12 protein-coding genes are annotated in these 14,876 nt (G+C 63.5%); 11 read left to right on the top strand and 1 reads right to left on the bottom strand.

Annotation, left to right across the window (positions count from 1 at the left end):
* Positions 1–38 precede the first annotated feature (38 nt).
* From I6F37_RS20305 to I6F37_RS20255, 11 genes are all read left to right on the top strand, one after another.
* A complete protein-coding gene (locus I6F37_RS20305; protein ID WP_036007417.1) occupies positions 39–1,088 on the top strand; it encodes a nucleotidyltransferase family protein in 1,050 nt (349 codons plus the stop codon).
* Complete coding sequence (locus I6F37_RS20300) at positions 1,085–1,993, top strand: Gfo/Idh/MocA family protein (RefSeq protein WP_225152453.1); 909 nt, start codon at positions 1,085–1,087, stop codon at positions 1,991–1,993. Before I6F37_RS20305 ends, I6F37_RS20300 begins: the two co-directional genes overlap by 4 nt.
* On the top strand, positions 1,990–2,691 hold the full coding sequence (locus tag I6F37_RS20295) for an acylneuraminate cytidylyltransferase family protein (RefSeq protein WP_225152451.1): 702 nt from the start codon (positions 1,990–1,992) through the stop codon (positions 2,689–2,691). The genes I6F37_RS20300 and I6F37_RS20295 overlap by 4 nt, the downstream gene beginning before the upstream one ends.
* Positions 2,692–2,704: 13 nt before the next feature.
* On the top strand, positions 2,705–3,526 hold the full coding sequence (locus I6F37_RS20290) for an SDR family oxidoreductase (RefSeq protein ID WP_036029832.1): 822 nt from the start codon (positions 2,705–2,707) through the stop codon (positions 3,524–3,526).
* 10 nt (positions 3,527–3,536) lie between these two features.
* The gene (locus I6F37_RS20285; RefSeq protein ID WP_036029831.1) at positions 3,537–5,060 is read left to right on the top strand and encodes a hypothetical protein; all 1,524 of its coding nucleotides are present in this window, start codon (positions 3,537–3,539) and stop codon (positions 5,058–5,060) included.
* Complete coding sequence (locus tag I6F37_RS20280; RefSeq protein ID WP_036029829.1) at positions 5,061–5,951, top strand: class I SAM-dependent methyltransferase; 891 nt, start codon at positions 5,061–5,063, stop codon at positions 5,949–5,951.
* Positions 5,948–6,880 carry a hypothetical protein gene (locus I6F37_RS20275; RefSeq protein ID WP_050996163.1) on the top strand — a complete coding sequence of 311 codons (933 nt, stop codon included), beginning with the start codon at positions 5,948–5,950 and terminating at the stop codon, positions 6,878–6,880. The genes I6F37_RS20280 and I6F37_RS20275 overlap by 4 nt, the downstream gene beginning before the upstream one ends.
* 23 nt (positions 6,881–6,903) lie before the next feature.
* Positions 6,904–8,292 carry a surface carbohydrate biosynthesis protein gene (locus tag I6F37_RS20270; RefSeq protein WP_036029826.1) on the top strand — a complete coding sequence of 463 codons (1,389 nt, stop codon included), beginning with the start codon at positions 6,904–6,906 and terminating at the stop codon, positions 8,290–8,292.
* Positions 8,293–8,296: 4 nt separating this feature from the next.
* A complete protein-coding gene (locus I6F37_RS20265; RefSeq protein ID WP_225152449.1) occupies positions 8,297–9,700 on the top strand; it encodes a capsule biosynthesis protein in 1,404 nt (467 codons plus the stop codon).
* Positions 9,701–9,711: 11 nt separating this feature from the next.
* A complete protein-coding gene (locus tag I6F37_RS20260) occupies positions 9,712–10,461 on the top strand; it encodes a glycosyltransferase family 2 protein (protein ID WP_036007432.1) in 750 nt (249 codons plus the stop codon).
* A 156-nt stretch (positions 10,462–10,617) separates the two neighbouring features.
* Positions 10,618–11,580, top strand: a complete 963-nt coding sequence (locus tag I6F37_RS20255) for a UDP-glucuronic acid decarboxylase family protein (RefSeq protein WP_036007439.1) — start codon at positions 10,618–10,620, stop codon at positions 11,578–11,580.
* A gap of 119 nt (positions 11,581–11,699) precedes the next feature.
* Here I6F37_RS20255 and I6F37_RS20250 read toward each other — a convergent pair whose 3' ends face one another.
* Positions 11,700–14,645 carry a M10 family metallopeptidase C-terminal domain-containing protein gene (locus tag I6F37_RS20250; RefSeq protein WP_225152447.1) on the bottom strand — a complete coding sequence of 982 codons (2,946 nt, stop codon included), beginning with the start codon at positions 14,643–14,645 and terminating at the stop codon, positions 11,700–11,702.
* Between the last annotated feature and the right edge of the window lie 231 nt (positions 14,646–14,876).

Genomic DNA, 14,876 nt, shown 5'->3' with positions numbered 1-14,876 from the left:
GCTGCCCACAAATCCGGCGTGTACGAGGCAGAATTGCCATGAAATCCTGGCGCAAGGCCATCGTCGGTACCCAGGCCAGTGTGGGCGAGGCCATTGCCGCGATCGAGAGCGGAAGCATCCAGATTGCGCTGGTGCTCGACGACCAGAACCGGCTGCTCGGCGTGGTCACCGACGGCGACGTCAGACGCGGACTGCTGCGCGGCATCGCCCTCACCGGGCTTGCGACCGACATCATGAACCGGACGCCGGTGTCGGCCCCTGCGACCTTGCCCCGTGAGGATCGCCTGCATTTGATGCGGCAGAGGTCGATCAAGCAGCTCCCGCTCGTCGACGAGGGCGGCCATCTCGTCGTGGTCGAGACGCTCGATGAGCTGCTCGAGCCGCGCCAGTATCAGAATCCGGTGCTGATCATGGCCGGCGGCCTCGGCGAGCGCCTGGGTGCGCTGACGCGCGACGTTCCGAAGCCGATGCTCAATGTCGGCGGCCGCCCGCTGCTCGAGACGATCGTCCGCAACGTCGTCCAGCAAGGCTTCGGCAACATCTTCATTTCGGTGAACTACAAGGCCCAGACGATCAAGGATTACTTTGCCGATGGCGTCGCCTTTGGCGCCAACATCCAGTACGTGCACGAGACCGAGCGCCTCGGCACTGCCGGTGCGCTCGGGCTGTTTGCAACACCGCCGGATCTGCCGATGATCGTCACCAACGGCGACATCCTCACCACGATCAACTACGGAGCGCTTCTCGACTTCCACAACGGAGCGCCGGCAGAAGCGACGATGGCTGTCCGCGAGCACAAGGTGCACGTCCCCTATGGGGTGGTGTCCACCACGGACGGATTTCTCCAGACCATTCGCGAGAAGCCGACCGAGAGCTGGTTCGTCAGTGCGGGCATCTATGTGATCGGCAGGTCGGTCTTCCGCCACGTCACGCGGGGCGTCAGCATCGATATGCCGACCGTGCTCGAGCGCGTGATCGCCGACAAGGGACGCGTCGCGGTCTATCCAATTCGCGAGTACTGGCTCGACATCGGCCGGCTGGAGGATTTCGAGCAGGCGCATGCGGAGTTTCACGAGGTCTTCCCGTGATCTCGACAACAGCCGTCGTGGTTGGCCTCGGCTCGATCGGCACAAGGCATGCGCGCGTCCTGCGCGAGCTCGGCCTTCGGGTCGCAACGGTCAGCCGGCGCGAAGGTGGCGACTACGGTTCGATCGCGCAGGCCGTTGCGGCGGCGCATCCGGACTACGTGGTGATTGCCACCGAGACGGCGCGCCATGCGGACAATCTGCAAGAGCTGGCGCAAACCGGCTTCCGTGGCAATGTCCTCGTCGAAAAGCCGCTTTTCGCAACGCCGGCACCGGCCCCGAAATATCCGTTTGCCCATGTCAGCGTCGGATACAATCTGCGCTTTCACCCAGTGATGACGGCGCTGGCGGACATGCTGCGCGGACGCGACGTGATCACGGTCGGCGCCTATGTCGGCCAGGACATCAGGGACTGGCGACCGGACCGCGATCACCGCACAACCGCCTCCGCCACGGCTGATGCCGGGGGCGGCGTGCTGCGGGATCTCAGCCACGAGCTGGACTATCTGCTCTGGCTGTTCGGGCCATGGCATCGCGTCGCTGCGCTTGGCGGCGCCTCCGGTGCGCGCGACATCGACGTCGACGACCACCTTGACCTGCTGCTCGATATGCAGCGGGCGCCGTCCGTCCACGTCCACATGGACTATCTCGACCGTCAGGGCGTCCGCCGCATTCGCGTCAATGTCGAGGACGACACCATCGAGGCCGATCTCGTCGGCGGCCGCCTCGCCGTCAACGGCAAGGCAAGGGAGATTCCCAGCGAGCGCGACCAGACCTACCGCGACATGCATGTCGCCGCGATGCAAGGCGCCAGTCCGGCCTGCTCCCTGCCGGAGGCCCTCGGCGTCATGCATCTGATCGACGCCAGCGAGCGCGCGTTGCGCAGCAAGACCTGGGTGTCGCCATGAGCCTTGTCTGTACCATCTGCGCGCGAGGCGGCTCGAAAGGTGTCGTCGGCAAGAACGCGCGCGATCTCCTGGGTAGGCCCGTGCTCGCGTGGAGCATCGAGCAGGCGCGCGAGACCGGCCTGTTCGACGCGATCGCGTTCAGCAGCGATTCGGACGCCTTGCTCGATGCGGCGGTGAAGGCCGGCGCCGATATCGCGGTCAAACGCCCCGACGAGATGGCGACCGACACCGCGCCGAAGCTGCCGGCGATCCGGCACTGCCTCGAGCAGGCCATAGCGCAAATGGGTCGGACGCCGGAAATTTTCGTCGATCTCGACGTCACTTCCCCGCTCAGGCTGGCCTCGGACATCACCGGTGCAGTGGCGTTGCTGCGCGAGAGCGGCGCGCGCAATGTCATCACCGGTGCGCCGGCGCGGCGCTCGCCGTATTTCAACCTCGTCGAGCAGCGCGCCGACGGCAGCGTCGGCCTCTCGAAATCCGCCAATCCGCCCATCACCCGACGGCAGGACGCCCCGCGCTGCTTCGACATGAACGCGTCGATCTATGTCTGGCGGGTCGCACCGTTCCTGGAGCACCCCGCGGTGTTCTATCCGGATACGCGCCTGTTCGAGATGCCGGAAGAGCGTTCGATCGACATCGATTCGGATCTCGATTTTGCATTGGTGGAACTATTGCTCCGCCAGCGGCTGCCGGCCTGAGGAGGCGCAAGCGATGACCGCGAGCTTCAAGGCTCTGTTCGATCTGACTGGGCGGACGGCCGTCGTCACCGGCGGCTGCGGCATTCTCGGACGTCGATTTGCCGAGGGGCTTGCCGAGTTCGGCGCCAATGTCGCGATCGTGGATCTCGATCAGGCTGCGACCGACGCGGCGGCGGCCGACGTCGCCTCACGCCATGCCGTCCGGGCCAAGGGCTACGGTTGCGACATCACCAATCCCGATGCGGTGCGCAAGACGGCCGATGCAATCGAATCCGACCTCGGAGTGGTCTCGATCCTGCTCAACAACGCCGCCAGCAAGACCCGCGATGTGGACGCCTTCTTCGCCCCGGTCGAGACGTTCTCGCAGGATACCTGGCGCGAGATCATGTCGGTCAATCTCGACGGTATGTTCACCGTCGCGCAGGTGCTCGGCGGCCGGATGGCCGAGCGCGGCTATGGTGCGATCGTGCAGACCGCCTCGATCTACGGCCTGATGGCACCCGACCAGCGCATCTACGACGGCTCCGAATATCTCGGCCGCGCCATCAACACGCCGGCGGTCTATACGGCGTCCAAAGCCGGCGTCATCGGCCTGACCAAGCACCTCGCGACTTACTGGGCTGCGAAGGGCGTTCGGGTCAACACGCTCACCCCGGGCGGGGTGGAGAGCGGCCAGAACGAGACCTTCAAGGCGCGCTACGGTGCTCGCGTCCCGCTTGGCCGCATGGCGCGGGCGGATGAGATGGTGGGGACAATGCTGTTCCTGGTGTCCGACGCGGCCTCCTATGTGACCGGGCAGAACATCGCCGTCGATGGCGGATTGAGCGCCTGGTAACCAAACACCGATGATCAAGCGCCTAATCCAGAACACGGTGATTTCGGCGTTTGCCTTCGGCGTGGCCGCCTTGCTGGGCCTCGCAGTCATTCCGCTGATCATCGGTACCTGGGGGGTGACCGAGTTCGGCCTCATCGTCATCTCGCGACTGCTGCTTCCCAGTGGCATGATGGCGGTGCTGGACCTCGGCCTGTCCGAAGTCGCCACCCAGGTCGTCGCGCGCGCGCGCGAGCACCGTAACTGGACCCAGGCCAGCCGCCAGATCGCCTTCCTGGCCGCGGCCTCCATCGCTCTTGCCTTGATCCTCAGCGCCGCGATCTGGCTCGCGACGCCGCTGTTCGTCATCGCGATGAAAGTTGACGCCGCACACCTCGATACGTTCGCCCGCATCATGCATTACACGGCCCTCGCGAATCTGATCTTCGTTCCGGCGCTGGTGTGGGAAGGCATTGTCAAAGGCTTCGAGCGCTACAACCTGCTCCGCGCCGCCGAGGTCACGTCGACGGCGGCCTATGTCGGCCTGACATTCGCAGCATCGTGGGCGGCGGCAGGCTTCGAGGTGGTCGCCTACATCTATCTCGCCACCCTGGTGGCCCGCGCCGTCGTCATCGGTATTGCCGCCTTCGTCGCCCTGCGGCACAAGCACGTGCGATTGCTGCCCTGGACCCGGGACATCCGAAAGGACATTCTGCATCGTTGCCTGCTGCTGCTGCAAGGCAAGCTGATGGGCGGCATTTCCGGACCGTTTCAACCGTTCCTGATCGGATTGCTGTTCGGCCCCAGGGCCGTCGGCACCTACGACGCGCTGGTACGATTGTCGCGGCTCTCCAAGGTTGTGGTCAGTCTCCTGACTTCCGCTCTGCTTCCGGTTGCCAGTCGGCTCGACGAGCGCGGCAGCGCCGCGTCGTTCCAGCGCCTCGGCGACCTCGGCGTCGTCATGATGCCGATGTTCGTCGTACCGCCGCTCGCCAGCACCGCTATCCTTTCGCCTCAAATCATGGAGATCTGGATCGGCCCGCTTCTTGCGCCCTACGCGTTCTGGATGGGCCTCAGCTTCCTGGTTCCGATCTGCGCGCAATATGTGGCAACCGGCAGCCTGATCTTCCTGACGCGGCCCGAGGTGCAGGCCAAGCTCAACCGGCTGGTGGCCGTTCAGCTTCTGATCTGGGCGGCGATCTCCGCCGCGACACTGCATTTGTTCGCGGAACGCGCCCTGATACTTGGCCAGGTCATCGGCAGTATCGCCGTGCTTCCCTTGCAGTTGAGAGAGTTGCGCAGTGCACTCGAGCTCGATCGCAATCAGTTCGCGAAGATGATCGGAACCCAGTTCGCAATCCTCCTCCTGGCAAGCGTTTTTCTAGCAACAATTGCAGGTTACATTCGGTTCGACAGCGTGCTAAAGCTCGCGCTCGGTTCCATGGTTTTCTGTCTGGTGACCTGGGTGCTCCAATACTTCCTGGTGCTGGAGAAGCGGCACCGGAGTGTATTTCCCGCCGTCGGGCAATTGATGGGACTGACATCCAAAAGCAGTTGAATGAACATCCACGCGACAGATACGAAAGCGGTCACTCCAGGGTTCGCTCCGGCGTCTTTGTCGGACAAGGCCATGAGCTATGCTATCGACGCAGCAAGGAGCATTGGCCGTCTTGCCTTGCGCCGCGTGAAGCGCACGGCCGACATCGTCGATTCCGAGTATAATCTGACGCATTGGCAGCGGATGCTGTCAGAAAAGAAATGGACCAAGGCTGCCAACGTCGACGAGTTCCTGATACAGAAGAACCCCGCGCTGGGTCTTCGCAAGGTGGACAATCAGATTTGCAGGACCGCGGCTGACGACTACTATCGCTATCGCGCCAGAGCCCTCGCCGACCTGCTGGCACGGCATACTGGTGGCGCCACGGAGGTCATCGAACTCGGCGCGGGCTGCGGCATCAATCTGCTGTCGCTTCACCTCAGTCATCCCGACTGGAGGCTCCGCGGGTTCGACATCGCGCCGAACGGCATTGCTGCGGGCCGGGAGATCGCAGCACATTTTGGCCTTTCGGACCGGATATCGCTCGACAAAATCGACCTGACCGACAGCAACGACCCGAACTATTCCGCCATCAAGGATCAGGTCGTCTTCACGTACTTCTGCATCGAGCAAATCCCTTATGACGTGCGCAAGGTGGTGGACAACATCATTGCTGCGAGGCCAAAGCGCGTCATCAACATCGAGCCGACGACGGAGCTACTGAATCTCTCGAGCCCCCGAGATATCGTCAGCTTCCTCTACATCCGTTCGGTCGACTACCAGACGCAGCTGTTCTCGACGCTCGACGATTACGAGCGGCAGGGCCGCCTCCGCGTCCTGGCGCGCGAACGAATGCCGTTCGCGCCGACGATCCACAATGATGGTTTTTTGTATTGCTGGGAGCCCACATGACAGCCATCGACACGACGACTGATCGGCCCGCCCCGAGCAAGCCAAAGGTCAGCCAATTCCGTCGCCTCCTGTGGCATGTCAATCGCACTGATCTTGGATGGGCGATAAAGGCAGCTCTGACCACCTTGCAGTTGCCAGCGCGCGCCAAACGCATCGAGCTCCTCAATCGGCTTCCCTCGAAGCCCGAATGGTCCGAGGCGAGCCGCAAGCTGGCGGCGGACGGGTATGTCGACGTGTCCGAGCTCGTGGACCGCAGCCTCGCTGAAGCGGTCGCTGCGGTGGGCGAGGCCAAGGTGAGCCGGCTGAACGAACTTACCGGCAAGCAGCAGCTCGGGCATAAGTCCTTCTGGGTCAGTCTGCTGGACGAAGACCTCGTCAACGGCGCATTCGCGACCGACCATCCTTTCGTGCGCTACGCCCTACAACCGGCTGCACTGCGCATCATCGGCGACTTCATGCACGATCTGCCACAATTGTCGGACGTATTGCTGACGCTGTCGCAACCCACTCCGAACCAAGCACTGAGTTACTCTCAGCTGTGGCATCTGGATCACGACGACAAGCGCGTGTGCAAGCTCTTCATCTATCTCACCGATGTAAGGGACACGGCCGACGGTCCGTTCACGTTCATCCCGGCCGGCCCGTCGAGGCCTTTCCGCAACACGCTGAAGAGCCACATGAGCGACGCACAGGTGTTCGCCAAGACCGGTCCTGACGCGGTCAAGGAAATGATCGCGCCGCGCCTGTCTTCCTTCATTGTGAACACGGCCCGCTGCCTGCACATGGGAAGCCGAATTCAGTCGGATCACAACCGCCTCCTCTACACGGCAACCTACATCCAACAGCCGCGCATCTTCCCCGAGCCGCCGCCGCGCTTCCGAGCGGCCGGCGCGCTGACGGAGCTCGAGCGCGCAGTAATGCGGCTCTGACGCGGCCGGCCGGGAGTCACATCTTGCGCATAGGCCTGGTGGTCGATCACCCCAAGCGTGACTTGCCGGGGGCGGTCATGCTCGGTTATCAACTCGCGCGACGCGGGGTCTCGGTCGTGCTGGTGCCGATGTACGAGCAGGCCGTCGATGTCCCACGGCTCGGGCTGGACGCACTGGTCGTCAACTACGCGCGTGCCGTCAATCTCGACCTGATGCGCAGCTTCGCCAAGGCGGGCCTCGCGCTTTACGTGCTCGATACCGAGGGCGGCGTGCTCGCCGAGAAAGGCGGCAATTCGCCACCGGCTATGGCGGCCCACATCAAGGGCAGCGGCTACGCGGACATCCTGACGGGCTATTTCTTCTGGGGCAGCCGGCTGCACGACGCCTTTCTCGCCGCCGAAACGATGAAGCCGGAGCAGCTTCACCTCACCGGATGCCCGCGCTTCGACTTTGCAGCCCCACGCTGGCGCACGCTGCTCGACGGCGAGCCGCGCGGCTACCTGCTCGTCAACGCCAACTTTCCGCTGGTCAATTCACGCTTCACCGGCAGGCCGGGCGGCGAGCGCGAAGCGATGGTGCGGGCCGGCTGGGACGGCACCTATGTCGATCGCTTCATCGCGGACCTGAAGCAGGTCTTCGCGAGCTATCTCGGCGAGATCGACCGGCTTGCCGCAGCGCGCCCCGACCGCAACATTCTCGTGCGACCGCACCCCTTCGAGAGAGAAGACGTCTACCGCAGCGCGCTCTCGCGCCACGCCAACGTCCTGATCGACGGCACCGGCAGCGTGCTCGACCGCATCCGCAATGCGGCCGCCGTCATTCATCTCAATTGTGGAACGGCCGTGGAATCGGTCCTGCTCGGCAAGCTCCCGCTCCAGCTCGAATACCTGAACACGCCAACGACCGCCGGCCATGCCGCGCTGCCCGCACGCGTGAGCCGGCCGGTCGCCTCGTTCGACGAGCTGCTTAGCGCCATCGACCATATCGAGCGCGAGACCGAGGCCTTCGATTTCGCCCGCGTTCACGCCGCCGATATCGAGGCATTCTTTCACCTGAACGACGGGCAAGCCGCCGAACGCGTCGCCGACGTCCTGACGCGCGCGCTGAACGCGCGCCGGCCCTACGTATCGCTGCTTGCCACCATGAAGGGCACGCGCGACAAGCCGAGCATCGGCCAGATCATCAAGGGCGCCGCCAGCGCCGCGCTCGGCTCGGCCGTCACCGAGCGGCTTCGCAGCCAATTCAATCCGGCCCGTCGCGACAAGCGGATCGCACCGTCCATCGTCCAGCCCCTGCTTCAGCGCATTGCCGCGCACGATCAGGCGAGCCCGTCGCAATATACGGCAAGGCGCGCACATTGCGCGATGACGGGCTTGCCGCTCGCGAGCATTGCGATCGAACACGCCCAATAGAGCCATGACAGCATCTGCGAAGACCATTCTCATCACCACGCTTGCCGAATACCAGACGCGGTTCTGGATTCCGGTGGCGCAACGCTTGCGCGCGGCAGGCCATGACGTGGAGCTGCTTGCCTTCGACGATCGCAGTGCCGAGATGTCGGTAGCCGAGGGCGTGCCGGTCACAAACATGTATCGCGAAGGCCTCAAGGCCGGCTCCTCGCCCGACGATCGCGGCGCCTTCGATACGCGCGTCGCATCTTACGGGTTGGACGGAACGAACTTCCTGTTCAGCCATGAGCGCTTCACCTTCGGGATCCGCGATAGCGCCGCCTTGCGCCGCCGCTTCATGATCTACGCCAACGCGATGGAGACGGTGCTCGACCGGCTGGAGCGGCAAGGCAAGCACGCGGAGCTGGTGCAGGAGCTCGGCGGCTTTCTCTCGGTGATCGCGAGCTTCTACGCCGCAAGGCGCCGCAACATCCGCAACTGGTTCATCGAGCCGTCGTTCTTTCGCGGCCGCATGTATTTCACGCCCGACACGCTCGGCGCGCCCGACGTGATGCCGACGCCGGCGGACACGGTTTCATCAGAGGTCCGCGCCTATCTCGACGACACGCTGACGCAGCGCGCGATCGTCATTCCCAAGAAGGACCAGCATCATTATTCGGCGGCCTTCAAGAAGATCGTCAATTTGCGCAACGCCAATCGTCTCGTCGAAAAGCTCTGGGACCAGTTCGCGCTCGGCAAGCACCAGGAATTCGGGCACAATCTGCGTCACGCTCAGGTGCATGCCGCGATGGCGCTTAACGCGATGCGGTTGCGCAAGCTCTACCAGCCGCTTCCCCAAACGCCCTTCGTCTACTATCCGTTCCACGTTCCGGCAGATATGGCGCTGACGCTTCGCTCGCCGGACTATCTCGACCAGGTCGCGACCGTCGACTTCCTGCTGCGCACGATCCCGGATTCGCATGTGCTGGTGGTGAAGGAGCATCCTGCCCAGATCGGGGCAATCTCGGCCGCCCGCCTGTTCGAGCTCGCGCACCGGTTCGACAATTTCGTGCTGTTGCCGCCGCAGACCAACAATTACACGGTGCTCGATCGCGCCGCTGCCGTCGTCTCCGTCAACAGCAAGTCGGGCGCCGAAGCGCTACTGCTCGGCAAGCCGGTGGTGGTGATGGGCGACGCATTCTACCGCTCCTGTCCGCTGGTCTATGCGGTCGATCGTCTGGCCGACGTACCCGCACGGTTGCGCGCGGCGCTCGCCGCCGGGCCGTTCGATCCCGCCAAGGGCGCGCCCTATTTCGAGTCGGCCTGGCGACGGTCTTATCCGGGCGAGCTCTATGTCAGCGACACCAAGCTGCTCGACACCTTTGCGGCCTCCTTGCGTACCGCAATCGCCGCGCCTGACCGCGCGAACTGAACGGACCCGTCATGCCGCTCGTTTCGATCATCACTCCATCCTGGAACGTCGAAGGCCTGATCGAGGAGACGATCCGCTCGGTGCAGAGCCAGACATTCACAGATTGGGAGCTCTTGATCGCCGACGACTGCTCGACGGACAAGACCCCGCAAATCATCGCCGGCATCGGCGAGCGCGATCCGCGCGTCAAGCTGATCCGGCAGGCGAAGAATGGCGGCCCGGCGCTGGCGCGACAGGCCGCGATCGACCAGGCGAAGGGCCGCTATCTCGCCTTCCTCGACAGCGACGATCTGTGGCTGCCCGAGAAGCTCGAGCGGCAGCTCGCCTTCGCGAAGGCAAAGCAGGCCGCACTCAGCTACACCGCCTTTCGCCGCATCAACGACACCAACACGGTGACTGGCCGGCTGATCGAGGTGCCGGCCTCGCTCGCCTATGGGCAGCTCCTGAAGAACACTGCGATCGCGACGCTGACCGCGATGGTCGACCGCGAGATCGCAGGTCCCGTCGCTATGAAGAACGAGGGCTACGACGATTTCTGCCTGTGGCTCTCGATCCTCAAGCGCGGCCATACCGCACACGGCCTCAACGAGGATCTGGCCCGTTACCGGGTCAGAGGCTCCTCGGTCTCCAGTCGTCCGCTGCGTTCGGCCAAATGGGTCTGGCAGATCTATCGCAACGTCGAGCAGCTCTCCTTGCCCCGGTCCGCCTGGTGCTTTGCCCATTGGGGGGCGCGGGCCTGGCTGAAACGGCGGGAATTCTAGAGGTATGGCGGGACCCGGCTGGAAAGAAATGCCAAAACAACCCCATGCACAGTAGGGATACTATAACACCTCCATCCAAACCCATTTGGCTATTGGCGAGTCCGGCCGTTGCCGATACCACTCAGCCTGCTCCCCGCGGACAATCTGGAACCGATCATGCCGTTTGAAAACTACAGGAACAGCCGCATCCTCGTGACCGGGGGCGCCGGGTTCATCGGTTCGCACCTCTGCGAGCGGCTGCTGGATGCCGGCGCCGAGGTGGTGTCCGCGGACAATTATTTCACCGGCAGCCGACGCAACATCGCCCATCTGATCGCAAATCCGCTGTTCGAGGCGGTCCGGCACGACGTCACCTTCCCGCTCTACATCGAGGTCGATGCGATCTTCAACCTGGCCTGTCCGGCCTCACCGATCCACTACCAGCGCGATCCCGTGCAGACCACCAAGACCTCGGTGCACGGCGCCATCAACATGCTGGGACTCGCCAAGCGCCTCAAGGCGCGCATCTTCCAGGCTTCGACCAGCGAGGTCTATGGCGATCCGCTGATCCACCCGCAGACCGAGGATTACTGGGGCAACGTCAACCCGATCGGCATCCGTTCCTGCTACGACGAGGGCAAGCGCTGCGCCGAAACGCTGTTCTTCGACTACTGGCGCCAGCACAGCCTGCCGATCAAGGTCGCGCGCATCTTTAACACCTACGGCCCGCGCATGCAGCCAAATGACGGTCGCGTGGTCTCGTCCTTCATCGTCCAGGCGCTGAAGGGCGAGCCGATCAGCGTGTTCGGCGACGGCGGCCAGACCCGCTCGTTCTGCTATGTCGACGATCTCGTCGAGGCCATCATGCGGTTGATGGTGACTGGGGAAGACGTCACCGGCCCGATCAATCTCGGCAACAATTCCGAGTTCACGATTCGCGAGCTCGCCGAAAAGGTCATCGAGCTCACCGGCTCGCGCTCCAAGCTCGAGTTCAAGCCGCTGCCGCAGGACGACCCGCGTCAGCGCCAGCCCGACCTCGCCAAGGCGAAGGCCGTGCTGAACTGGGAGCCGAAGGTTGCGCTCGAAGACGGGCTGAAGGAGACGATCGCTTACTTCAAGCACTCGCTCGAAATCGCCTGATCCCGCTCGCGGGCCATTCCCGTCACTGCGGATAGCTGCAATTTAGTCGCCAGGATGGGACATCGGCGAACCAAGACAGAGATGTTTGCCGGAGAAGCCTCACGGAAACGACATCGCCTTCAGGTCAGCTGGAAATCGAAATCGTGACGGGCCTGGAGAAAGTCGGCCAGAATGTCGATTGCAGCCGTACCGTGACTGTCCGCCGGTGAAGTCCACTGATCCGACGCGGTCCACGGATCGGCTGGTGCCGGGATAAAGTCCGGCGGCTCGGATGGAGCAGTCAGCGACGCCCCGCTTTGGGTGAAATCGAACGCGAAACCATCACCGGATGTCGGCGCAGCGCCCACCGTGCCGTCGCCGTTGAGGTCCTGCTGGAGCGTCGGCTCCAACGCTTTCAGAGACGGATCGGACCCGAGCACTTCCGGAGCCGCGGCAAGGGTGGTCAGGAAGTTGCCGTTCGCGTCCGTGCTCCAGACGGAATAATGGGCGTTCGCCGAATTCTTCCAGACCACGTCGTAGCCACCGCCCGACACCTTCTCGGCGCCGATCACCGACCAGGTGCCCCAGTTCGCTGTGATCACCGCAGAGCCTGCATACTTCAAGGTCGGCCCGGTACCCGTCGCGATGCTCTCGAGATGGTAGTTGCCGGTGGATGAAACAACGCGGGTCGATCCAAGCGCCTCGATCGTGGTGCTGACGGCAGCAGCGACGCCGATCGTCCCGTCACCGTTCAGATCTTGCTGCAGCGTCGGCTCCAGCGTCATCAGCGATGGATCGGTTCCCAGCATTTGGGGGGCCGAACCCAGCGTGGTCAGGAAGTTGCCGTTGCTGTCCGTGCTCCAGACGGAATATTGCCCGCCTGCCGAATCCTTCCAGACCACGTCATAGCTGCCGCCCGACACCTGCTCGGCGCCGATCACCGACCAGGTGCCCCAGTTCGCTGCGATTACCGCAGAGCCGGCATATTTCAAGGTCGGCCCCGTACCCGTGGCGATGCTCTCGAGATGGTAGTTGCCGCCGGATGAAACCAGACGCGTCGATCCAAGCGCCTCGATCGTGGCGGTGACGGCAGCAGGGACGCCGATCAGACCGTCACCGTTCAGATCTTGCTGCAGCGACGGCTCGAGCGTCTTCAGGGACGGATCGGTTCCCGACATTTGGGGGGCCGAACCCAGCGTGGTCAGGAAGTTGCCGTTGCTGTCCGTGCTCCACACGGAATATTGCCCGCTCGCTGAATCCTTCCAGACCACGTCATAGCCGCCGCCCGACACCTGCTCGGCGCCGATCACCGACCAGGTGCCCCAGTTCGCTGCGATCACCGCAGCGCCCGCATATTTCAAGGTCGGTCCGGTACCCGTCGCGATGCTCTCGAGATGGTAGTTGCCGCCAGATGAAACGAGGCGCGTCGATCCAAGCGCCTCGATCGTGACGGCAACAGGGAAGCCGATCAGACCGTCACCGTTCAGATCTTGCTGCAGCGTCGGCTCGAGCGCCTTCAGGGATGGATCCGTTCCCAGCATTTGGGAGGCCGAACCCAGCGTGGTCACGAAGTTGCCGTTGCTGTCCGTGCTCCACACGGAGTATTGCCCGGTGGCCCCTTCCTTCCAGACCACGTCATAGCCGCCGCCCGACACCTGCTCGGCGCCGATCACCGACCAGGTGCCCCAATTCGCTGCGATCACCGCAGAGCCCGCATATTTCAAGGTCGGTCCGGTACCCGTCGCGATGCTCTCGAGATGATAGTTGCCGCCGGAGAGAACGAGACGCGTCGATCCAAGCGCCTCGATCGTGGTTGTCACCAAGCCGGAGCTTGCGAAGGTACCATCGGTGAATTGGAAGTACTCCACACCCACGGCAGTGTCGGTGCCGTCGGACAAGCCGGAACGTTGATCGACGATCGTGAATGTCTGCGTCGCCACGTCGTACGAAATCAGGTAGTTGGCCCGGCTGCCCGAATATACCGCCGTGTCCGTGCCGGTGCCGCCATTGATACTATCGTTGCCCGCACCGCCCGTTATGGTGTCGTTGCCGCCGGCGCCGTTCAGCGTGTTGGCGACGACGTTGCCGATGATCGCGTCGTTGCCGGACCCGCCGATGGAGTTGTCGATGTAGGAGCGCGCGTCGCCGTTGTAGAGATAGGCGTTGTAGACGTTGCCCGATGCATAATGGCCATTGCCGAGATAGGCCAGCTGCACGGAGGAGAACACCGACGAGGCGCCGGGATTGAGGTTGATGCTCAGGTTGGTCGTGTAGTTCGACAGGTCGTAGGTATCGACGCCGCCGCCGTCCCAGACGGTCTCGTAGATGCGATTGGCCGAGCCGCCGACGCCGCCGCCCGGCGCGAGCTGCCCGACGCCATTGATGAACTGCTGCCCCGTGGTCGGATTCCAGGTGTAGACGGTGTTGCTGCTCTGCGTCGTGTAATCGGCGCCGTACATCGTCTGGAGCGCGAGGATATCGTTCGCCATGTAGGTCTGCGAATATCCGTAGGCTTCGTTGGTGTAGCCGCCCGTGGTCGAAGCGCCGACATAGCTGCGATAGCTCATGACGGTGTATTCGCTGCTGTCATGCGCGCTCGGCACCGCAACGTTACCGGGGCCGCCGGCCTCCTGGCTGTGCTTGAGGCCGATCGCGTGTCCGAGCTCGTGCAGCGCAGTGGTGAAGTAGTAATTGCCGAGCTTGGCCAGCGAGAAATTGTATTGAGTCCCGAACCAGATGTCGCCGCCGGGCGCATAATTGCCGGGATAGTAGGCGTAGGCAGTCGGATTGGCGGCCGGCGACTGCGCAATCATGAGGTCGGCGCCGTTCGTGCCCGCATATTGGATGTTGGCGTTGGTGTAGCTCAGGATCAATCCGACGGCGTAGTTGATCGCCGCCTGGATCTGCGTGGGCACCGAGGCAAAGCCCGAGGTGGTTGGCTCCCCGCTGCCGCCGGAATAAGGATTCGAATAGTCGCTCGGCGCGTCAGGAAAGCTGTAGGTGATCGTGCCCGACCATTTGACGCCGGACAGCAGGCCGTCAATCTCGGCATTGTTGGTGGCACTGACATAAACGGCGGTGGCCAATGGACTCTCCAAGCAACGCGTCGTGTGATTCGCCGCGGGGGCACATGATTCTAGCTAGAGAGTTAAACGTTTGGTTTAAATGGGGCAGCGGCGTTTGCGCTGCTCCCATAAGGCCGTGTTAGCCATTAAATCCCGTAGTCATACGGAACGGCAGCATAGAGTTTCGTTCCCGGAACACCCGTGATTTGCAGGGTTTAATGAAACGACGCACACTCCCGGCCGGCCTGCTGG

It is taken from the genome of Bradyrhizobium sp. NBAIM08 (assembly GCF_020193935.1).
Classification (GTDB): Bacteria; Pseudomonadota; Alphaproteobacteria; order Rhizobiales; family Xanthobacteraceae; genus Bradyrhizobium; species Bradyrhizobium yuanmingense.
Note: the sequence above shows the minus strand (reverse complement) of the source record. Positions and strands in the feature narration are given on the sequence as shown.

Excerpts from the sequence above, each read along its gene's own strand:
- I6F37_RS20260 (WP_036007432.1), top strand. The coding sequence starts at position 9,712 with ATGCCGCTCGTTTCGATCATCACTCCATCCTGGAACGTCGAAGGCCTG.
- I6F37_RS20305 (WP_036007417.1), top strand. The coding sequence starts at position 39 with ATGAAATCCTGGCGCAAGGCCATCGTCGGTACCCAGGCCAGTGTGGGC.
- I6F37_RS20290 (WP_036029832.1), top strand. The coding sequence starts at position 2,705 with ATGACCGCGAGCTTCAAGGCTCTGTTCGATCTGACTGGGCGGACGGCC.
- I6F37_RS20275 (WP_050996163.1), top strand. The coding sequence starts at position 5,948 with ATGACAGCCATCGACACGACGACTGATCGGCCCGCCCCGAGCAAGCCA.
- I6F37_RS20265 (WP_225152449.1), top strand. The coding sequence starts at position 8,297 with ATGACAGCATCTGCGAAGACCATTCTCATCACCACGCTTGCCGAATAC.
- I6F37_RS20285 (WP_036029831.1), top strand. The coding sequence starts at position 3,537 with ATGATCAAGCGCCTAATCCAGAACACGGTGATTTCGGCGTTTGCCTTC.
- I6F37_RS20280 (WP_036029829.1), top strand. The coding sequence starts at position 5,061 with ATGAACATCCACGCGACAGATACGAAAGCGGTCACTCCAGGGTTCGCT.
- I6F37_RS20255 (WP_036007439.1), top strand. The coding sequence starts at position 10,618 with ATGCCGTTTGAAAACTACAGGAACAGCCGCATCCTCGTGACCGGGGGC.
- I6F37_RS20295 (WP_225152451.1), top strand. The coding sequence starts at position 1,990 with ATGAGCCTTGTCTGTACCATCTGCGCGCGAGGCGGCTCGAAAGGTGTC.